The organism is Aeromonas media (assembly GCF_020423125.1).
Lineage (GTDB): Bacteria > Pseudomonadota > Gammaproteobacteria > Enterobacterales > Aeromonadaceae > Aeromonas > Aeromonas media.
Genome location: NZ_CP075564.1, coordinates 885,471 through 906,687 on the forward strand (window position 1 = coordinate 885,471; position 21,217 = coordinate 906,687).

General features: G+C 60.8%; 15 protein-coding genes, 5 tRNA genes and 1 riboswitch. Of the genes, 13 read left to right on the plus strand and 7 right to left on the minus strand.

Going from position 1 to position 21,217, the window contains the following annotated elements; genetic code table 11:
• The first annotated feature begins 24 nt into the window (after window positions 1-24).
• From gltX to KI797_RS04260, 8 genes are all read left to right on the plus strand, one after another.
• The gene (gene gltX, locus KI797_RS04230; protein ID WP_264160736.1) at window positions 25-1,440 is read left to right on the plus strand and encodes a glutamate--tRNA ligase; all 1,416 of its coding nucleotides are present in this window, start codon (window positions 25-27) and stop codon (window positions 1,438-1,440) included.
• 2 nt (window positions 1,441-1,442) lie between these two features.
• Window positions 1,443-1,583: a hypothetical protein gene (locus tag KI797_RS21015; RefSeq protein WP_005327087.1), complete on the plus strand. Its 141-nt coding sequence runs from the start codon at window positions 1,443-1,445 to the stop codon at window positions 1,581-1,583.
• Between the two features lie 236 nt (window positions 1,584-1,819).
• A tRNA-Ala gene (locus KI797_RS04235) sits at window positions 1,820-1,895 on the plus strand.
• 28 nt (window positions 1,896-1,923) lie between these two features.
• Window positions 1,924-1,999, plus strand: a tRNA-Ala gene (locus tag KI797_RS04240).
• 64 nt (window positions 2,000-2,063) lie between these two features.
• Window positions 2,064-2,139, plus strand: a tRNA-Ala gene (locus KI797_RS04245).
• Between the two features lie 58 nt (window positions 2,140-2,197).
• Window positions 2,198-2,273: transfer RNA gene (locus tag KI797_RS04250), tRNA-Ala, on the plus strand.
• A gap of 40 nt (window positions 2,274-2,313) precedes the next feature.
• Window positions 2,314-2,389: transfer RNA gene (locus tag KI797_RS04255), tRNA-Ala, on the plus strand.
• Between the two features lie 469 nt (window positions 2,390-2,858).
• Window positions 2,859-2,942: riboswitch (cyclic di-GMP riboswitch) on the plus strand.
• 114 nt (window positions 2,943-3,056) lie between these two features.
• Entirely contained in the window at window positions 3,057-6,095 is a 3,039-nt protein-coding gene (locus KI797_RS04260; protein WP_404801072.1) for a glycosyl hydrolase family 18 protein, read from the plus strand.
• 207 nt (window positions 6,096-6,302) lie between these two features.
• Here KI797_RS04260 and KI797_RS04265 read toward each other — a convergent pair whose 3' ends face one another.
• The 7 genes from KI797_RS04265 to KI797_RS04295 all read right to left on the minus strand — a co-directional run bounded on the left by KI797_RS04265 (window position 6,303) and on the right by KI797_RS04295 (window position 14,058).
• Complete coding sequence (locus KI797_RS04265) at window positions 6,303-7,538, minus strand: tetratricopeptide repeat protein (protein ID WP_043129655.1); 1,236 nt, start codon at window positions 7,536-7,538, stop codon at window positions 6,303-6,305.
• 11 nt (window positions 7,539-7,549) lie between these two features.
• Window positions 7,550-8,185 (minus strand): energy transducer TonB, encoded by a 636-nt coding sequence (locus KI797_RS04270; RefSeq protein WP_041205125.1) that lies wholly within the window; start codon window positions 8,183-8,185, stop codon window positions 7,550-7,552.
• Between the two features lie 16 nt (window positions 8,186-8,201).
• On the minus strand, window positions 8,202-8,609 hold the full coding sequence (locus tag KI797_RS04275; RefSeq protein ID WP_005327075.1) for an ExbD/TolR family protein: 408 nt from the start codon (window positions 8,607-8,609) through the stop codon (window positions 8,202-8,204).
• Between the two features lie 66 nt (window positions 8,610-8,675).
• Window positions 8,676-9,203, minus strand: coding sequence for a MotA/TolQ/ExbB proton channel family protein (locus tag KI797_RS04280; protein ID WP_005327072.1), 528 nt, complete (start codon window positions 9,201-9,203; stop codon window positions 8,676-8,678).
• 10 nt (window positions 9,204-9,213) lie between these two features.
• Window positions 9,214-10,587: a MotA/TolQ/ExbB proton channel family protein gene (locus KI797_RS04285; protein ID WP_226171665.1), complete on the minus strand. Its 1,374-nt coding sequence runs from the start codon at window positions 10,585-10,587 to the stop codon at window positions 9,214-9,216.
• Window positions 10,584-11,348: a DUF3450 domain-containing protein gene (locus KI797_RS04290; protein WP_226171668.1), complete on the minus strand. Its 765-nt coding sequence runs from the start codon at window positions 11,346-11,348 to the stop codon at window positions 10,584-10,586. Before KI797_RS04290 ends, KI797_RS04285 begins: the two co-directional genes overlap by 4 nt.
• Window positions 11,349-11,451: 103 nt before the next feature.
• On the minus strand, window positions 11,452-14,058 hold the full coding sequence (locus tag KI797_RS04295; protein ID WP_226171670.1) for a TonB-dependent receptor plug domain-containing protein: 2,607 nt from the start codon (window positions 14,056-14,058) through the stop codon (window positions 11,452-11,454).
• Window positions 14,059-14,796: 738 nt separating this feature from the next.
• Between KI797_RS04295 and KI797_RS04300 the strand changes: the two genes are divergently transcribed.
• The 5 genes from KI797_RS04300 to KI797_RS04320 all read left to right on the plus strand — a co-directional run bounded on the left by KI797_RS04300 (window position 14,797) and on the right by KI797_RS04320 (window position 20,936).
• On the plus strand, window positions 14,797-15,822 hold the full coding sequence (locus KI797_RS04300) for an ABC transporter permease subunit (RefSeq protein ID WP_041205130.1): 1,026 nt from the start codon (window positions 14,797-14,799) through the stop codon (window positions 15,820-15,822).
• A gap of 2 nt (window positions 15,823-15,824) precedes the next feature.
• Entirely contained in the window at window positions 15,825-16,868 is a 1,044-nt protein-coding gene (locus tag KI797_RS04305; protein WP_042649866.1) for an ABC transporter permease, read from the plus strand.
• An 82-nt stretch (window positions 16,869-16,950) separates the two neighbouring features.
• Complete coding sequence (locus tag KI797_RS04310; protein WP_226171673.1) at window positions 16,951-18,768, plus strand: extracellular solute-binding protein; 1,818 nt, start codon at window positions 16,951-16,953, stop codon at window positions 18,766-18,768.
• A gap of 13 nt (window positions 18,769-18,781) precedes the next feature.
• Complete coding sequence (locus tag KI797_RS04315; protein WP_043130013.1) at window positions 18,782-19,840, plus strand: ABC transporter ATP-binding protein; 1,059 nt, start codon at window positions 18,782-18,784, stop codon at window positions 19,838-19,840.
• A 94-nt stretch (window positions 19,841-19,934) separates the two neighbouring features.
• The gene (locus KI797_RS04320) at window positions 19,935-20,936 is read left to right on the plus strand and encodes an ABC transporter ATP-binding protein (protein ID WP_226171675.1); all 1,002 of its coding nucleotides are present in this window, start codon (window positions 19,935-19,937) and stop codon (window positions 20,934-20,936) included.
• Window positions 20,937-21,217: the final 281 nt, after the last annotated feature.

Genomic DNA, 21,217 nt, shown 5'->3' on the forward strand with positions numbered 1-21,217 from the left:
AGGCCCTCTACACAAGGCTTAAAGATGAAAGTCAAAACCCGTTTTGCTCCCAGCCCGACCGGCTTCTTGCATGTTGGCGGTGCCCGTACCGCACTCTATTCCTGGTTGTTTGCGAAGAGCCAGGGCGGTGAGTTCGTGCTGCGTATTGAGGATACCGATCTGGAACGTTCCACTCAGGAGGCGATCGACGCCATCATTGAGGGCATGGAATGGCTGGAGCTGAACTGGGATGAGGGCCCCTACTACCAGACCAAGCGTTTCGATCGCTATAACGGCATCATCGACGAGATGCTGGCCGACGGTCGTGCCTACAAGTGCTTCTGCTCCAAGGAGCGGCTGGAGGCGCTGCGCGAAGGCCAGATGGCCAATGGCGAGAAGCCCCGCTATGACGGCAAGTGCCGTGACCACGCCCACGATCACCCGGCCGATGCGCCCCACGTGATCCGCTTCCGCAACCCGACCGAAGGCTCGGTGGTGTTCGATGACCACGTGCGCGGTCGCATCGAGTTCGCCAACACCGAGCTCGACGATCTCATCATCCGCCGTACCGACGGCGCCCCCACCTACAACTTCTGCGTGGTGGTCGATGACTGGGACATGGAGATCACCCACGTGGTGCGTGGTGAAGACCACATCAACAACACCCCACGCCAGATCAACATCTACAAGGCGCTGAACGCGCCTGTGCCGGAGTTCGCCCACGTCTCCATGATCCTGGGCGACGACGGCGCCAAGCTCTCCAAGCGCCACGGTGCGGTTTCCGTGATGCAGTACCGGGACGACGGCTACCTGCCGGAAGCCCTGCTGAACTATCTGGTGCGTCTGGGCTGGTCCCACGGCGATCAGGAGATCTTCAGCCTGGATGAGATGATCAAGCTGTTCAGCCTGAATGCCATCTCCAAGTCTGCCTCCGCCTTCAACACCGACAAGCTGCTGTGGCTGAACAACCACTACATGCGCAGCCTGGATCCGGCCTATGTGGCCAAGCACCTGGAATGGCACATGGCCGCCCAGAACATCGATACCAGCAAGGGCCCGGCACTGGCCGAGGTTGTCACCCTGCTGGCCGAGCGCTGCAACACCCTGGTGGAAGTGGCTGCCCAGAGCCGCTACCTGTTCGAAGAGTACGAGGCCATCGACGAAGCGGCCGCCAAGAAGCACCTGCGTGGCGTCGCTGCCGAGCCGCTGACCCTGGCCAAGGCCAAGCTGGCGGCACTGGACAGCTGGACCACCGAAGCGCTGCACGAGTTGATTGAAGCCACTGCCGCCGAGCTGGGTCAGGGCATGGGCAAGGTCGGCATGCCGCTGCGCGTGGCCGTGACTGGTCTGGGTCAGTCCCCCGGCATCGACGCCGTGATGGCGCTGGTGGGCAAGGAGCGCGTACTCGCCCGCATCGACCGCGCTTTGGCATATATCGAAGCGCGCATGGCTGCCGAGTAAGCTTGCCATCGCACATTGCCGTCACCGATCTGGGTCAGTCCCCCGGCATCGACGCCGCGATGGCGCTGGTGGGCAAGGAGCGGGTGCTCGCCCGCATCGATCGTGCCCTGGCCTATATCGAAGCGCGGATGGCAGCCGAGTAAGCCTCTGCCATTGCTTGAAAAGGGCTCCCGCAAGGGAGCCCTTTGCTTTTGTGCAGCGCTCAGATTCATGACATAAAACAGCGACATAGCGATGCAGTTGGCGGTAAAAACAGCTAACTGTCTGAATTTTGACTAAACGCTCGAGCCGGTGTTATTTTTGGGTTGACAGCAAAGCGGGTGATGCCTATCATGCGCCTCCGTTGCCAGAGATAACTTTGGTAGCGCCGAGGTGAGTTGGGGTTATAGCTCAGCTGGGAGAGCGCTTGCATGGCATGCAAGAGGTCCGCGGTTCGATCCCGCGTAGCTCCACCAAATTCTCCTCGAACAATCTGGAATCCAAGGGGTTATAGCTCAGCTGGGAGAGCGCTTGCATGGCATGCAAGAGGTCCGCGGTTCGATCCCGCGTAGCTCCACCAGATTCCAAATTGGTAATACAGTACCCAGGGCAGTGCGGTGTGTATCACCCAGGCCGACCTTTGTGGGGCTATAGCTCAGCTGGGAGAGCGCTTGCATGGCATGCAAGAGGTCCGCGGTTCGATCCCGCGTAGCTCCACCAATATTTAGAAGAAGGGCAAACGGCCGCCAGAACCGATTGTCTAAAGAGTAAAGAATTTGGGGTTATAGCTCAGCTGGGAGAGCGCTTGCATGGCATGCAAGAGGTCCGCGGTTCGATCCCGCGTAGCTCCACCAAATTCAGAGTGAAGGTCTTGACCTTGATTCGCAACAACTTGGGGTTATAGCTCAGCTGGGAGAGCGCTTGCATGGCATGCAAGAGGTCCGCGGTTCGATCCCGCGTAGCTCCACCAAACATTAAAAGGCCACCGTTATCGCGGTGGCCTTTTTGTTTTTGCCTATTTTTCTCTCTGCCTTCTATGCACGACTGTCAAAAAGCCCGCATTGGCTGCGAGCTTGGGTGTTGTGGCAAGTTATCAACCGTGGCGACGGCGCCAGGCCAGAGGCAGCAGGGTAGGTCTTCCTTTCATGGGTATTTTTTTATTTTTGGCCAGTGTTTCCATAGCCTTGGCGCGTTGGTCAAAGGCGCGCGTTGTCACATTTCTGGCAGCTCTGACCAGTGAGGCAACGCACATTATGGGGAGACAAAAGAGGCTGAGTCCGTTTTTCTGATGTGACTAACAGATTGATATTAATGACTTAATTCTTAGTTGGCCGATTGAAGGAAAGTGTGAACTGGCTGGCATGCACATATTTTCCTTAGAGAATAAAGATTGAGCGGCTGCCACTTGCTTCCTATACTCGAGCCGTTCCTCACGGAACCCAGGTTAAGGGCAAACCGGCAGTGATGCCGGGACGCAAAGCCTCCGATCTGTCCCAAGCGGACCAGACAGCGGGGTTACCCCGGGGTGACATGAGGGTATGTGGCCCGTCCATGGCCTGTTGTCGTTCCCTTGTTCCCTGTTGCGATTGCGCTTTTCCTGGTTTTAAAAGCCAAGACAAAACAAGGAAGATAACAATATGCAACAGATCTTGAGGCCCAGCAGGCTCGCCATGCTGGTCGCCCTTGCGGCCGTCCCTGCCTGGGCACAGGCCGCCTATCCCGCCTATCAGGCCGGCACCGCCTACAAGGCTGGCGACATCGTCAGCAACGCAGGCGCCCTCTATGAATGCAAGGAATTCCCTTATTCCGGCTGGTGTGGCGCGTCGCCTTACCACTACGAACCCGGTGTCGGCGCTGTCTGGGCCGATGCCTGGAAACTCTATGGCGGTGAGGTGCCGCCGCCGGCCCTGGTGATCGCCATCGGCTCCCCCGCCGTGGGCTGCAGCGTCAGCGAGGGGGCCAGTGTGGCCCTGGCGGTGACCCTGAGCGGCCCGGCCACGGCGCTCGCCAAGGTGGAATACCTGGTCGATGGCACCCTGGTCGCCACGGCCACGGCCTCCCCCTGGAGCGCCAGCTGGTCTGCCGCCGGTGTGGGCAATCACGCCCTCAAGGCACGGGCACTGGATAAAGACGGAAAGGTGCTGAGTGAAGCTGATTCCAGCTTCAAGGTCGCCGCCGTGGTGGCGCCAGAGGCCCCCAAGGTGAGCATCGCCAGCCCCGCCGCCGGTGCCAAGGTGACCCTGAGCCGCGCCCTCACCGTGACCGGCAATGTGACCGACGCCAATGACGACGTCGCCAAGCTCGAGCTCTTCGTGAATGGCCAGAAGGTGGGCGAAGACAGCAGCGCTCCCTGGCAACTGAGCTGGACGCCCCAGAACAAGGGGCTGACCGGTCTCAAGCTGGTGGCGACCGACAAGGCAAATCTCTCTGGCGAGTCCACCCAGGTGGATGTGCAGGTGGAAGAGGCGGCCCTGCCTCCCACCGGCGGCAACCTCTCCTGCGACGTGCGCCAGATCTACCGCGCCGATGGCAGCGAGTGCATGGGGGATGACCATGGCCGTCGCGTCATCGGTTATTTCACCTCCTGGCGTACCGGCAAGAACGGCTTGCCCTCCTACCTGGTGGGCGACATCCCCTGGGACAAGATCACCCACATCAACTACGCCTTCGCGGCGGTGGATGAACAGAGCCACCTCATCAAGGTGGATGACGCCGCCACCAAGATGACCTGGGACGGGGTGCCGGGCGCCGAGATGGATCCCGAGTTCGCCTATCAGGGTCACTTCAACCTGCTGTCGAAATACAAGAAGCAGTACCCGGACGTGAAGACCCTCATCTCGGTGGGGGGCTGGGCCGATACCCGCGGCTTCTACGCCGCCACCACCAAGGGCGACTGCTCGGTCAACACCGCCGGCATTAACGCCTTCGCCGACTCGGCGGTGGGCTTCATCCGCCAGTACGGTTTCGACGGGGTGGATGTGGATTACGAGTACCCCACCTCCATGAAGGATGCGGGCAACCCCAACGATTTCCCGCTCTCCAACCAGTGTCGCGGCAAGCTGTTTGCGAACTATGAAGTGCTGATGAAGACCCTGCGCAACAAGCTCGACAGCGCCGGGACCGAGGATGGTCGCAAGTACATGCTGACCATCGCCTCGCCGGCCTCGGCCTACCTGCTGCGCGGCATGGAAAACTTCCAGGTCACCCAGTACCTCGACTACGTCAACCTGATGACCTATGACTTCCACGGTGCCTGGAACCACTTCGTCGGCCACAACGCCGCCCTGTTCGACAACAAGGCGGATCCCGAGCTGTCCCAGTGGGGTGTCTACACCCAGGCCCAGTTCGGTGGCATCGGTTATCTCAACTCCGCCTGGGCAGCCCACTACTTCCGGGGGGCTTTGGCGGCGGGCAAGATCAACATAGGGGTGCCTTACTACACCCGTGGCTGGCAGGGGGTCACCGGTGGCACCCATGGCCTGGGGGGCAAGGCGGCGCTGCCGAGCCAGAGCGATTGCCAGCCGGGGACCGGTGGCAGCACCATTCCGTGCGGCAATGGTGCGGTCGGCATCGACAACATCTGGCATGACCTTGACAAGAACGGCAAGGAGATTGGCGGTGGTGCCGTGCCCATGTGGCATGCCAAGAACCTGGAGCATGCGGCCAGCCTCGGCATCACCACACTGCCGAGCTACGGCCAGGCCTGGGGTCTGGATCCCAACAACCCGGCCCACGTGATGCAAGGCCAGTACGTGCGTTACTACGACGACAAGGCCCATGCGCCCTGGCTGTGGAACGAGCAGAAGAAGGTGTTCCTCTCCACCGAAGATGAAGAGTCCATGGGCCACAAGCTCGACTACATCGTCAGTCGCGGTCTGGGGGGCGTGATGTTCTGGGAGATGGCGGGGGACTATGACTTCGACGCCGCGAAGAACGAGTACGTGATGGGCAGTACCCTCACCAGCCTCGCCTACGACAAGTTCAGCAAGGCCGACAAGGCGGCCCTGAAGCAGAACGATCTGCCGGCACCGGCCGCCCAGCTCGACATCGGTGTGAGCCTCTCCGGCTTCAAGGAAGGGGACTCCAACTACCCGATCAACCCGACCCTGAAGCTCACCAACAAGTCGACCCAGACCATACCGGGTGGCACCCGCATCGAGTTCCTGATGCCTACTTCCACCTCCGACACCATCACCGACCAGAGCGGTATGGGGCTGACCGTGGTGGAGAGCGGCGGCAACCAGAACTCCGACGGCATCGCAGGCGAGAAGGACTTCCACAAGGTGGCACTGACGCTGCCGGCCTGGAAGGCCTGGGCGCCGGGTACCGAGGTGGAAGTGGCCATGACCTACTATCTGCCAGCCGCTGGCGTACCGAGCGGCATGCGTTTGATTGCCGGTAGCCAGACCATAGGCCTGAAGTCCGACTTCCCGGCCCTGGCCGAGGCGGTGCTGGGGGGCAGCAGTGGCGGTGACGGCGGTAGCGGTGGCACCAGTTGCGCCAGCCAGAGCGTCAACCCGGCGGAGTACAATGCCTATCCGACCTGGCCACGCGGGGATCACGCCAACGGCACCGACCGCATGACCCACAACAAGGGGGTCTGGCAGGCGAACTGGTGGACCAGCAGCGAACCCAAGGCGGGTGATGGCAGCTGGAAGCTGGTATGCAATTACTGATGACAGGTTGAGGGGCCAACCCCGCCTCAACGCAATGACCCAATCCGGAGCCCAGGCTCCGGATTTTTTTGCTGCCTATATAAAGGAAGGGGACCATAAAAAAGACCGCTCCGAAGAGCGGCCAATTGCCACCAGGCAAGCTGTGGGGCTGACCCCCTTGTGGATGGGCAGTCGCCATGGACGGATGCCTGCCCATGGCGTGCCGGTTTATTGAGTGACGGCGCCGCCCTGCTGCTCCTTCAGGAAGCTGATCCAGGGGGAGGCGCGGCCACTGACGTTGCCATGCTGGGCTGCCTGGGTGAAGGCGTTCAATGCCTCCTTCGGTTTCTGCTGCTCGAAGTAGGCAACCCCGGTCAGGAACTTGAGATCCGCCCGCTGTTCACCGCTGGCATTGGCGGCAGGCTTGGCGGCGAAGGCCACCAGATCCTGGTAGCGCTTGCTCTGGATCATCATGCGCGCCATCTTCAGTTGCAGATCGGCACTGGGGGCCAGCTTGTAGGACTTGGCCAGGGTATCGATGGCCGGGTCCAGCTCCTTGGCCTGGTGCCAGTAGTTGGCGAGCGTCTTGTAGTTGGCCGCATTGCTCTCGATGGTCCCTTCCTTCATCGCCTTTTCCATCACGCGGGCGGCGCGGTGGGGTATGCCGGCGAAGGCCAGGTAGTTGGCGAGCCGCAGCAACTCGGTCGACTCGGTCAGCATGCCGAGGTTGTAGGCACCTTCCAGCGCCGCCAGGGCCTTGGCATCGTTGCCCGCCTGCATGTGCATGGCCGAGAGCTGGGTCCAGTACTTCTTCTTCTCCGGGAACTTGTCCACCAGGGCGGTCAGCACCTCGGTGGCCGGCTTGTACTGTTTCAGCTCGTAGTGGGCCGCCATTTTCAGCAGATACCAGGACTCCGGCGCCTTGCCTGCCGAGAGCTTGATGGCCTGATCCACCGCCGGAATGGCCTCCCGATACTGCTTGAGCTGCACGTGGGCGTTGGCCAGGGTGATGTAGGCGTGCGGGGTCGGTTTCTCGTCCTTGCCCAGGCTCGCAAACCACTGGTTCATGGTGCTGATGGAGCCCTTGAAGTTCCCCTCCGCCATATAGAGCTGGGCCAGGTTGTAGCGCACCTGCTGGGCCACCGGCTGCGGCAGGCCGCCGGTGGCGATGGCATCGGCGAAGTATTTGGTCGCCTGGCCATATTTCTCCTGCTGGGCCGCCACGAAGCCCAGGGTCTGCAGGATGACCCCCTTGTCGTAGACCCGCTCGCCTGCGCCGGACAGCGCCTCCTGCAGCTTGGCATTCGCCTCGCCGTATTTCTTCTCGGTGATCAACGCCTGGGCCTTGTTGACCGCGCGGTAGGCGCGGTCAGACAGGGCGGGTTGCTCGGCGGCCCAGCCGGCGGTACTGAGCAGTACCGCCATGGCCACCGGGGCGAGGATCAGGGTATGTAACTTTTTCATCGCCACCTTCCTTAGTTGACCGCGAACTCGATCTCTTGCTGCATGCGGCTTGCCTGGGGCTTGCCGTCCACCATGGCCGGCTTGAAGGTCCACTTGGCAATCGTCTTGCGTGCCTCCTTGCCGAGGTCATAGCTGCGCGGCTCTTCCTTGACGATGCGGATGTTGCTGACGGTGCCGCGCTCGGTCACGGTGAACTCCACCAGTACCTTGCCTGTGGCGAGGCCAGCCAGCGCCGCCTTGCGGGGCATCATGGGCTCGAAGGTCGCCATGGGAATGGCGCCGTTGTTGCCCCCCATGCCGCCACCACCGCCGCCGGTGCTGTAGGCGCCGAGGGCGTTGCCACCGCCGATGTTGACCGGGATGTCGAGCTTGGGCATGTCCATGGGAGCGCTCTCCATCTTCGGCCTGTCGGTGCTCGCCACTTCCATCTCGGGTGGGGGAGGCGGGCGGTTCGGGGGGGGCGGCTTGGGCAGTTCCCGTTGTTTCTCTTGCAGGGTCTCCTGGGGCTTGAGGCGAATGAAGTCGGTCATGGTGACGTCTTCTCTCTCCGTCAGCTCCCGGTGATCCGGCGTGATGAGCTTGTTCATTCCCAGAAACAGGAAGAACACCACCACACAGGAGACCGCTATCGCTATCAGGTATCTCATGGTGCTCGCTCCGGCATCAGCTGCTCTTGCTCGCCGCGATGGAGATGTTCTGGACACCGGCCATGCGGATCTGATCCATGACCTGGACCACCAGACCGGAACGGGACTCGGTGTCGGCCTGGATCACCACGGCGCTCTCCGGATTCTCCGCTCGCAGCCGCTCGATGTTGGCACGCACGGCACCCACTTCGACGACCCGTTTGTCGACCCAGACCTGGCCGTTTTCGCGGACCGCGACCATGATGTTCCCCTTCTTCACCGTCTCGGCCGTGCTGGCGCTCGGGCGGTTGATCTCCACGCCGGACTCCTTGACGAACGAGGTGGTGACGATGAAGAAGATCAGCATGATGAACACTATGTCCAGCATGGGGGTCAGATCGATGGCCGCCTCATCGGCACCGCTGTCGCTGTGACGTTTTCTCATGGCAAAAACTCCTTGCTTGTTCTGTGCCCCGGCGGGCAGTACCCGGCCGGGGGAGTGCATCCTGCATCAGCCGTGTTTCAGGTTGTCTTCCAGCTTTTGCACCGCCAACTTGGCCTTGTGATCGAGCTGGTTGACAAAAAACAGGCCGGAAAGGGCGGCAATCATGCCCGCCATGGTCGGTACCGTCGCTTTGGAGATCCCCGAGGCCATCGCCCTGGGGGAACCCGTGCCGGTGATGGCCAGGGTGTCAAACACCTGCACCATGCCCACTACGGTGCCGAGCAGCCCCATCAGCGGACAGAGGGCGATCAGCACCTTGATGACCGGCATCCCCTTGTCCACCGCCATGGCGACCCGGGAGACCAGCTCGCGCCGGATCTGCTTGGCAGACCAGGAGAGGTGATCGCTGCGGGCCATCCAGGTCGCCTTGGTCTGCTTCACCTGTTTGGGATAGACCGCCATGAAGTAGAACCAGCGCTCCAGCAGCAGGGCCCACATCATCAGGGTCAGGAAGAACAGGGCGACCAGTACGTCGCCCCCCAATCCCAGAAACCGGCGGACCGACTCGACTTCTTCAATCAACCAGAACCACATGGGTGACTCCTTAGGCTGCGGCTTTGGCGGCGTGCAGACGTTCCTGATAACGGGCGACGAAACCGGCGCTCTGCTCTTCCAGGACCTGGATGAGACGACGGCTCTGGGTCTGCACTATGGTGTAGAGGAACAGCATGGGCACGGCGACCACCAGACCTTGCATGGTGGTGACCAGGGCCTCGGAGATGCCGCCCGCCATCAGCTTGGGATCCCCGGTACCGAACAGGGTGATGGCCTGGAAGGTGGCGATCATCCCGACCACTGTCCCCAGCAGACCCAGCAGCGGGGCGACCGAGGCGATCAGTTTGATGAGGCTGATGCCCTTCTCGAACTTGGGTACGTTGCGCAGGATGATCTCGTCGAGCTTGGATTCCAGATCCTCGATGTTGTCACCGCGGTGGGACTGATAAGCCCCCAGCATCTCGCCGATGGGGTTGCCCTTGATGACCTGATCGGATTTCAGCTGCTTGCGCATGGAGGTGCCGATCATCGACAGACGCAGGCCGCAGAAGATGGCCAGCAGGGTACCGATGACCCCCAGTGCCAGGATCACGTAACCCACGGAACCACCCTGATCGATGCGCTCCTTCAGGGTTGGCGACTGCACCAGCAGGGAGAGGATCACCCCGCGGGACGGGTCGATGAAGATGGGCTCGACGGCGCCGTTGCCCTGTTCAAACTTGGCGACGGGCTCCAGCACGGCATTCTCGGGCTGGCGGGAGAGCTGCTCGAACTTGCCGGTCTCCGGCACGAAGGTGAGGTACTTGCCCTCGGAAACGGTGTTGAACTCGCCGATCTGGGTCACCGTCTTCTCGGCCTGGTTGCCTTCCCCGTAGACCACGGTGGCCGGGATCTGGCTCACCTTGCCACCATCGACCATGCGGCTGAGGGTGGTGGTCCAGAAGGCGGTCAGGTCGTCGCTGGAGGGGAGTTCCTTGCTCTCCGCTAGGCGGGTCAGCAGGGCGGTCTGCTCCGGATGCTCGACCCGGCGGGCGGAGGCGTTGAAGATCCCCTTGAACTCGCCGGCGAACTGGCGCAACACGCCAAACATCTCACCCATGTTGCCGGCACGCTGGCGCAGGGTCTCGGTCAGCTCGGTGAGCTGCTTGTCGTTGGCATCGAAAGTGGCCTTGAGCTGCTCGCCCTTGGCGATTTCGGCGGCGAGTTCCGCCTTGGCCTTGGCCAGCAGGGCCCCTTGTTCGTTCTTGTCAGCCAGGAAGCGGGCCTCCCGCTCCTTGTTGAGCTGGGATTCGCTGGTACTGGCGGCTTTGACCTGGCTCAGCAGGGCGTTGAGATCCACCGGCTTCTCGGCGGCGGTCACCGGCAGGGTGATCAGGGTGGCTCCCGCGATCAGGGAGGCAATGGCAAGTTTGATTCCTTTCATGATGCTTTCTCCGCAGTTTGAACCGGCAGCTTGATGAGGGCGGGAGGCGCCTGCTTCTTGGCGATGCGAAGGCCCTGTTCCACTGCACTGCGATACTCCTGGGGCAGCTCTTCCCACTGGCGGGTCTGCTTGTTCCACATGCCTGTCTCGTTGCCGTCCGGGGACTGATAGAGCAGGGCAATGCGACCGACGCGCAGGAACTCGTAGGTCTTCTCGCCGCCGTCCTTGTCCAGGCTTGCCTTGTAGGACTCGATGGTGCGGCTGAAGCCCTCCTCGATCTGGTAGGCCTCGAGGATCTTGCGGTACTTCTCGGAGATGGTGACGTCGGCCCGGTTCATGAGGTCGGTCAGGGCCGCCACGCGGTCCTCCCGCTCGACCTTCTGGAACGGCAGGTCCAGGGAGACGAACTGATCGAGGGAGTCGATCATCTTGAGCATCAAGGGCACCACTTCGGTGCTGGTCTGATCGATCTGGGCGATCTGGCGCTGCATCGAGGCCAGCTCGGTGGCCTGGGAGTCGACCATCTTGCCCACTTGCTCGTTGTAGGTGCGCAGGCTGTCGACCTGACGCAGGGCGGCTTTGTACTGCGCCAGGGCAGACTCGGCAGACTCGGCGTAGCTGTCGATCTTCTGTTGGGATACTTTGGAGGCATTGTCGGTGGCGGCTTGAGCGTCCACTGCCTGATCGGCAGAGGCTGCACTCAGATTGAAGCTGGTCAGCAGGGCAGCCGAAACCAGGCTGCCGAGGAGCGCTTTCTTCATTGTAATAGTCCTTGTTTTCATAGGATTACCCTATCTCCGTGACTTCCTTGGAACCTTGGGCAAAGCCGGCCCGAGTGGGCCGGCTTGTCACTTGCTTGGTGGATTAGAACTTCTGGGCGTAGTCGAGGTAGTAGATGCGACCGTCGATGCTGTAGAGCTCGTCGTCATAGGTGAAGCCATCGCTCTCGAGGGACGGGCCCGCGTTGAACATGTTCTTCACCCCGACCTGGATCTTGCCGTTCCAGGGCGCATCCACCCCGACGTTCAGGTTCCAGGTGGTCTGGGACGCGATATGGCCCACTTCCTCACCGGTGTCGGCGATGTAGTCCTGGCTCTGGGAGTCGATGTAGTTCGCGCTCAGATAGGTATCCATGTTCCACCATTGGGGCACGTTGACACCCACGCCGGAGCTGAAGCGCATCTGTGGCAGACCGTTCTGGCCGATCTTGTCGATGACGGGGCCACCGGCGTACAGGCCTTCCTTGTACTCCAGGATGTAGGTGCCGCCCAGGTCATAGCGGATGGTGGCGGAGTTCAGGTCGTAGCGGTAATCCAGCTTGAGATCCAGGCCGCTGGTGTTCAGGGTACCCAGGTTGACCATAGGTGCGATGGCACCGCTGATCTTGCCCTGGCTGTTGCGGGTGATGTTGCTGGAACCGCCGTTGTTCAGCTCGTCATAGATGACGGACTGCAGGGAGTTCAGCTGGATCACGTCCTTGATCTTGATGGTGTAGTAGTCCAGGGAGAGGTTCAGGTCATCCACCGGGCTGTAGGCCACCCCGAAGTTCCAGGTGTCCGCGGTCTCTTCCTTCAGATCCTCGTTGGCGGTGCGGGTGGTGTCGTACTGGCGGTTCGGGCAGTCCGCTGCCGAGATGCCGTTCGCCTCGCAGTAGACATAGTCCTTGGCCCAGTCGGCCGAGAAGGAGTCAGCCGCGTAGAGATCGCTCAGGCTGGGGGCGCGGAACGAGCGGGACCAGGAGGTACGCAGCATCAGGTTGTCGAGCGGCTGGTAACGCAGGCTCGCCTTGGGCGAGAAGGCGCTGCCGAAGTCGCTGTAATCATCGAAGCGACCGGCCAGGTTCAGCTCGACCTGCTCGGTGATGGGCACCAGGGACTCGACGTAGGCGGCGGTGACGTCGCGCACCCCGCCGGAGGAGTTGCCGGCGGAGCCGATGATGTTGCCAGCCTCGGACTGGGCATCGTACTTGTCGGTATAGACCCAGTCGTTGTACTCGGCACCGGCGTACCAGCTGACCGGACCGGCCGGCAGCTCACCCATGTCCCACTGGACACCGGCGTACCACTGGTAGAAGTCCATGGTGGAGCGGCGGCTGGTGTCGGCGGCCATGGCGGCCGTGCTCTTGGGATCGAACTCGCCACCGACGAACTTGCCGTCGGCGATAGCCTGCTGGGCGGAGGATTTGAGCACGTAACCGGTGCCGTTCTCCTTGTTGTCGGTCTTGGAATACATGTAACCGGCGTTCCACTGCATGTCACCGACGCTTTCGGTGGTGACGGTGCCCTCGAAGCCGAGGTTCAGGCTGCCGGTCATGTCGGTGACGTAGTTGTCACGAGGACCGACGTTGCTGAAGCGGTAGTAGGCGTAAGCGGCTTCACCCAGACCCTGGGTGGCGGCAGCATCCAGGCCGTTGTCGGCGAAGAACTGCGCGTTTTTCGGGTTGGCCGGGTCTATGGCGAAGGCGCCGGCGGCGGGGGCGAAGCGACCGAAGCTCTCGACCCGGGAGCCGATGATTTGCGGCACGAAGTCCACGGTGTCGTTGATGTGGTAGCGACCGTTCACGTACAGGGTGTCACGGCTGCGGGAAGCCGTGGTGGCCGCGACCTGGCCGTAGTTGAAGTTACAGCCGCCCTCGAACCCGACGAAGGGCTCCTTGCATGAGCCGTCTGCATTGGTGGCGCCGGCCAGGGGGCCGTATTTCCAGATGGGGTCGCCGTTGCCGTCCAGGCCGGTGATCCCTTCCACGTTGCGGCCATAGGGACTGGGAGCATCGTTGCCCTGCTTGGCAAGATAATCACGATCACGGCTGTAGATGACGTCCTTCTTGTCGTGCTCGTAGACCGCCATCAGCGAGCCCTTCTCGCCGTTGACGCCTGCCACGACGGAGCCGCTCTTCTCGTCACCGCCCTCTTCGGTCGGGGAGCCGAGGCGACCCTGGAAGGTCAGGCCTTCGTAGCCCTCTTTGAGCACCACGTTGATGACACCGCCGATGGCGTCGGAACCATAGATGGCCGAGCCGCCGTCCAGGTTGACTTCGACCCGCTCAACGGCGGCCATGGGGATGGTGTTCAGGTTGATGGAGGTGCCACCCATGGTGGGGGAACCCGCGACCCGCTTGCCGTTCAGCAAGACCAGGGTGCGCTCTGAACCCAGGCCGCGCAGGCCGACGGTGGATTGGGACTGGAAGGAGCTGCCGGAAGCCGGGGAGACGCCACCAAAGGAGTTGTAGGAGGCCTGTTTGAGGTAATCGGCGACGGTCTGTTGACCGGATTGCTCGATTTTTGCCTTGGTCACGGAGACGACCGGGGTGGAGCCTTCCACATCGACTCGAGAGATCCGCGAGCCGGTGACCTTGATTTTCTGCAGTTTTTCGACGTTCTGGCCCTCTTCGGCCAGGACAGGGGTGGCCACAACTGCCGCGCTCGCCAAGGCAAACGCTACGGCAGCAGAGAGTCTGCTTTTCCTAAGCATCGCTAGTATCCTTCCTGATTGTTTATTGTTTGCTTCCTTTACCGCCCTCGTTGGAGCGGTGCGTAAGGCTTATCAAGGTTTGATGATTGACGTCAAATGGAGCGGCCAGGATGGGGAAGAGACGGGGGATTAGAAGACTATGTAGGATTTCGGCATATTTTTTGGCGTTTTATTCCGAAAGAAATGCGAACAATAATGTAAAAACGTTGTTAATTTTGTCTTTTGCCATTTTATTGATTATTTTTGAACTTATCGATAAGTCGCCTGTCTCGATGTTCTTAATATCGCGTAATGATATTTTCTCAGTATTTAAATCTGTATTTGGACGTGAGGCAGTTTCTGTTCAGGGTTCGTTCTTGGGATATTTCCCTCTTCTTTTATGGATAAAATGAAAACAGGGTGTGATTGATTTTATCTTTTTGTTTTTATTGGTTTTTTGTGTTTTTTATGTGATTGTTCAATTAATTTTTTAATAATTAAAAACAAGTTAAATGAGAATGCGTAGCAGTTTTTTATATGGAAGTTGGATTTTTTGGAAAAAAACATCGGTGAGTTATGCTGTTGACGTCACTGACCGTTGACCGGGTTAGTTCTACTTGATTTTTGTTGCAGAGCTTTTACAGTGACCGAGCGGGATTGACTGCCAATACCAGTCAATTCAGTGAGTAATGCCAGGAAGGACAGGTCGGTCACCGGATGTGACTGACCATAAAAGAACAACAAGGACGAGGTTCCACCATGCTGTCGTATTTCCTACGTCGGATGCTTTTGATCATCCCGACGTTTCTCGGTATCACCCTGCTCGTCTTCACCATCACCCGCTTCGTGCCGGGCGGCCCGGTCGAGCGCATGTTGCTGCAGGCGCAGGTATCACAGAACGAGACCGGCCGCTCCAGTGGCAGCAAGGGGGCGCAGGCGCTCTCCGATGAGCAGATCGAGGAGCTCAAGGCCTTTTACGGCCTCGACAAGCCCATGCTGATCGCTTACTGGGAGTGGCTGCAGAAGCTGGCGGTGCTGGATCTCGGGGAGTCGACCCGTTACTACGAGCCGGTGTGGGATCTCATCAAGGACAGGCTACCAGTGACCGCCTTCTTCGGGCTGGCGACCTTCCTGCTGAGTTACGCCGTCTCCATCCCGCTCGGGGTGGCCAAGGCCCTCAGGCACAACAGCCGCTTCGATTCCTTGAGCTCCATGCTCATCTACATGGCCTATGCGCTGCCCGCCTACGTGGTGGGGATCTTCCTCATCACCGTCTTCGCGTTTCATCTGGAGTGGCTGCCCATGGGGGGCTTCCCGGGGGACGACTTCGACTCGATGGAGAGCAGTTGGGATCAGATCCGTACCGTCTTCGCTCACGCCCTGCTGCCACTCATCGCCTATGCCATCGGGGATTTCGCCATCCTCACCATGACCATGAAGAACAGCCTGATGGAGAACCTGTCGGCGGATTACGTGCGTACCGCCGTGGCCAAGGGGCTGCCGTTTCGCAAGGCGGTCACCGACCACGCCATGCGCAACAGCCTGATCCCCATCGCGAGCCACCTGGGATCGGTGCTCACCGTCTTCTTCGGGGGCTCCTTCCTCATCGAGACCATCTTCAACATCGACGGCATCGGCCTGCTCGGCTATGAGGCCATCGTCGAGCGGGATTACCCCACCGTCATGGGCATCCTGGCCATCACCTCCATGCTGATGCTGGTGGGCAATATCGTCTCCGACATCTGCGTTGCCCTGGTCGATCCCCGCGTGCGGTTTGGAGACTGAGCATGAACCTGAATCCGGTAACCCTGAAAAAACTCAAGCGCTTCAAGTCGATCAAGCGCGGCTACTACTCCTTTGTCATCTTTTCGGTCCTGGTGGTCATCTCCCTGCTGGCGGAGCTCCTGGTCAACAGCCGGGCCCTGGCGGTGAGCTATCAGGGAGAGATCTACTTTCCCACCTATGGCGACGTGATCCCGGGCCAGCACTTCGGGCTCGATTACGAGTACGAGACCAACTACCGCCAGTTGCAAGCCAAGCTTGCGCAAGAGGCCAAGGGGGACTGGGTGCTGCTGCCCCTGGTGCCCTGGAACCCCTATGAGCAGGACTTCAAGGAGGAGGCCTACCCGCCCTACGCCCCCAACCTGGCGGAGCGCCACTTCCTCGGCACCGACACCAGCGGTCGCGACGTGCTGGCGCGCCTGGTCTACGGCTTTCGCATCGCCATCGGCTTTGCCTTCATCACCCTGGTGGCGAGCTATGTCATCGGGGTCAGCATCGGTTGCATGATGGGCTTCCTCGGCGGACGGTTTGACCTTGTGTTGCAGCGTTTTATCGAGATCTGGTCTCAGGTGCCGTTTCTCTACGTCATCATGATCCTGGTGTCGCTGGCCAAGCCGAACTTCGGCCTGTTCGTGGGCATCAACGTGCTGTTCGGCTGGATGGGGATCACCTGGTACATGCGCACCCTCACCTACAAGGAGCGGGCGCGGGACTATGTGATGGCGGCGCGGGCGCAAGGGGCGACCACCCGGCGCATCATCTTCAACCATATCCTGCCCAATACCCTGATGATGATCGTCACCCTGGCGCCGTTCGCCGTGGTGGGCAATATCTCCACTCTGACGGCGCTGGACTATCTTGGCTTCGGCCTGGCGCCGCCAACCCCGAGCTGGGGGGAATTGCTCTCCCAGGGGATCAACAACCTGGATGCCATCTGGATCGTGAGCTCCGTGGTGGTGGCAGTGAGCCTGGTGCTCATCATGGTCTCCTTCATCGGCGAGGCGATCCGCGAGGCGTTCGATCCGCGCAAATTTACCCGTTATCAGTGACCCGGGGCATGCCTCATTGCCTTGGGTATCCAACCCTTAATTGAGACGCCCCCGGTGCAGGGGCCAGACTTGGAAGTCAAACATGAAAAATAAAATCAAATGGATAGGTGCGCTTTTTCTGCTGGTGAACGGATCCTGGGTGTGGGCCGCCAGCCTGCCTGCGGATCTCAAGTGGGAGACCAACGACACCGACCCCACCTTCGCCTCCCCCAAGGCGCTGCCCGGTGGCACTCTCAACCTCTTCATCGACAGCTTTCCGCTGACGTTTCGCACCGTGGGGCCCGATTCCAACGGTTCGTTCCGCTCCTTCATCCAGGACAACCAGCTGAGGCTCATCAGTTTCCATCCCAACACCGGCAACCCCATCCCCTCGCTGGCGAGCGCCTGGGCTATCGTGCCGGACAGCCAGACCGTCTACTTCAAGCTGGACCCCCGTGCCAAATGGTCTGACGGCAAGCCGGTCACCGCCGACGACTACACCTTCGGCTACGAGATGATGCGCTCCAAGGACATCAAGGGCCCCTGGTTCAACAACTACTACACCACAGAGGTGGTGGCGGTGGAGAAGGTTGACGATCATACCATCCTGGTGAAGGCAGGCAGCCGCAAGGCCAGGCTGGATCTCCTCAACACCACGGAGCTGTGGCCCCAGCCGAAGCACTACTACAAGATGGGACCGAACTGGGTGAAGCAGTACAACTGGGCTGTGGTCCCGACCACGGGCCCCTATGTGATGAGCGAGGTGAAGAAGGGCAAGTCCATCACCTTCAGCAAGCAGCAGAACTGGTGGGCCCAGAACGATCGTTACAACCAGCACAGATTCAATATCGACCGCATCAAGGTGCAGGTGATCCGCGACCACAACATCGCGTTTCGCCACTTCCTGAAAGGGGAACTCGACACTTTCGAGATGATCTTGCCCAACTGGTGGCATGAAAAAGCGGTCACCCCGGAATACAAGAAGGGGTACGTGCAGAAGGTGATGGCGATGACCGACACCAAGCAGGGGGGGCAGGGGGTGCACCTCAATGTGGCCAATCCCAAGCTGGCGGACGTGAATGTGCGCCTCGGCATCCAGCACGCCATGAACCTGGACAAGATGATAGCGACCGTGCTGCACGGCGATTATGACAGGGCCACCACCTTCGGCTCGGGCTTTGGCGAATTCACTGACATCAAGCTGCCGGAGCGGGCCTATGACATCACCAAGGCGCGGGAGTACTTCGCCAGGGGCGGCTACAACAAGCCGGGGCCGGACGGCATCTTGCAAAACGACAAGGGGGAGCGGTTGACCCTTGCCCTCACCTACACCAGCCAGGAGCACTCCAAGCGGCTGACCGTACTCAAGGAAGAGGCCAAGAAGGCGGGCCTGGATCTGGAGCTCAACCTGGTGGATGGCGCCACCGGCTTCAAGGTGATGCTGGAGAAAAAGCACGAGGCTGCCTGGCTCGGCTGGGGTGGCGGTGGTCTCTACCCGCAATATTGGGAGTCGTTCCACTCGGCCAACGCCAACAAGCCGCAGACCAACAATCTGTTCAACGTGGCCGACAAGGAGCTGGACGCCCTGATCGATGCCTACAACGTCGAGTTCGACATGACCAAGCGTGCCGGGATCTCGCGTCAGGTCCAGCAGCGCATCTATGATCTCGCCATCTTCGTGCCCGGGGTGCAGCTCAACTACGTGCGGGCTAGCAGCTGGCGTCATGTGATGCTGCCGGAGGTGCCTGCCACCCGTAACACGCCGGATCTGCTCTATTGGCCCATGGATGGCTACCCCCACAGCAGTGGCGGCCTGCTCTGGCTCGATCCCAAGGTGCAGGAAGAGACCCGGAAAGCCAAGGACGCGGGTGAAGCGCTTGCGCCCATCACTCTGATCGACAAGACCTATGCGCATCATTGAGAAGGGGGAGGCGATGGCAGAGACACAGGCTCCCATCCTCGACGTTCGAGAGAATGGGGGGAAGTTCACCGCTGATGGCGGCCAGGGCATGGCCCCCATCCTCGAGGTCAGCGATCTCGAGGTGGAGTTCGCGGTCGACGACGGCAAGATAAAGGTGCTCGACGGGGTCAGCTTTAAGGTAGCCCCGGGCCAGACCCTGGGGATAGTCGGCGAGTCCGGCTGCGGCAAGAGCGTCACCTCACTGGCCATCATGGGGCTGTTGCCGAGGCCCCATGGCCAGGTAGTAGCCGGCTCCATCCGCTTTCAGGGGGAGGAGCTGCTCGCGATGCAGCCGGATCAGATGTACAAGGTGCGCGGCAACCGCATCTCGATGATCTTCCAGGAGCCGATGACGGCCCTCAACCCGGTGCAGACCGTGGGGGATCAGCTGATGGAGGTGTTCAGCCTGCACAGGCCCGATTTCAGCAAGGCCCAGCGCAAGGAGGCCGCCATCGCCATGCTGCAGAAGGTGGGGATCCCGGAGCCGGCCCAGCGTTTTGCGGTCTATCCCCACAATCTCTCCGGCGGCATGCGCCAGCGGGTGATGATCGCCATGGCGCTCGCTTGCGAGCCGGATTTGCTCATCTGCGACGAGCCGACTACGGCGCTGGATGTCACCATCCAGGCCCAGATCCTGGATCTGATGAAGGCGCTGCAGGCCCAGACCGGCATGGCCATCATCTTCATCACCCATGATCTCGGGGTAGTGGCCGAGCTGTGTGACGAGGTGGTGGTGATGTATGCGGGCCGGGCGGTGGAGCGGGCCGACATCTTCGAGCTGTTTGACCACCCGCGCCATCCCTATACTCATGGTCTGATGGCCTCGATCCCGCGCCTCGAAGATGTGCCCAAGAGCCTGCTCAAGACCATCAAGGGCCAGGTGCCCGCCCTGCACGAGATGCCAGCGGGCTGCCGCTTCTCCAACCGTTGCCCCCACGCCACCGAGATCTGCGTGAGCACCATACCGGCGACAGAGCAGCTGAGCGATCGCCACGCGGTGGCCTGCCACCACTGGAAGGAGTTGAGCATATGAGCGTCTTGTTGTCGGTGCGGGAGTTGAAACAGCACTTCAGCAATAGGGAAGGGGCTATGTCGGCTCTTCACCAGGATGGACGGGAGTGGCGGCGATGAGCGTCTTGTTGTCGGTAAGGGACTTGAAGCAGCATTTCAAGATGGGTGGCGGCTTTTTGCGCAAACCCTACACCGTCTATGCGGTGGATGGCATCAGCTTTGACCTCAAGCAGGGGGAGACGCTGGGGCTGGTAGGGGAGTCCGGCTGTGGCAAGTCCACCCTGGGCCGTTCCCTGCTCAAGCTGTTTGAGCCCACGGCGGGGCAGATAAGTTTCGAGGGACGCGACATCACCCGGTTGTCGCCCGGGGAGATGCGATCCCTGCGCCAGGAGATGCAGATCGTGTTTCAGGATCCTGCAGAGTCTCTCAATGGTCGTCACACCGTGGGCCAGATCCTGGAAGAGCCCTTCATCATCCACGGTAAAGGCAACACAGAGCAGCGACGGGGCTGGGTGCTGGAGCTGCTGGACAAGGTGGGCCTGCCGAAGAGTGCGGTGGATCGCTATCCTCACGAGTTTTCAGGCGGTCAGCGCCAGCGCATCGGCATTGCCCGTGCCATCGCCCTCAAACCCAGGCTGCTGGTGTGTGACGAGGCGGTATCGGCGCTGGATGTCTCGGTACAGTCCCAGATAGTGAACCTGCTGCTCACCCTGCAGCGGGAGATGAATCTGGCCATCATCTTCATCGCCCACGATCTGTCGGTGGTCAAGCACATCTCGGACCGGATAGCGGTGATGTACCTCGGGCGCATCGTCGAGTTGGCAGAGGCCCAGCAACTTTATCTGAGCCCGCGCCATCCCTACACCCAGGCGCTTATCTCGGCGATCCCGGTGCCGGATCCTCGCAGGCGCAACCAGCGTATCCTGCTGACCGGGGATGTGCCCTCACCCATCTCGCCCCCGAGCGGTTGTCATTTCCATCAGCGTTGCCCCTATGCCACGGATCTGTGCCGCAGTACCTCGCCGAGTCTCGAGCCCTGTGGCACAGAGGCCCATCAGGTAGCCTGCCACTTCCCCTTGCCTGCCGTGGAGGCGGTGCCGTTGGGAAAGGCGGTCTGATGCCGGCGTCCGCTTCGCCACGGCCGGTATCACAGCAAGGCGGTGTCGAGGATGATCAATAAAAAATGGGGCCTGTGGGCCCCATCTTCATGGTTGGAGTTCAGGTTTGGCCGTGGAACATCTGGCCCGGGCAGGACAGCGCCCCGAGGGGGTGGCTGTTGTGTGGATTGCGTTATTTTGTAATTTTACTACTTTTGTTGCTTCGACATCCGAGCCGGCGACATCAGGCGCCATAGCGGAAGTAGTAGTTGCGAGTCGAAGGCGCATAAGTGTCTTTCTCT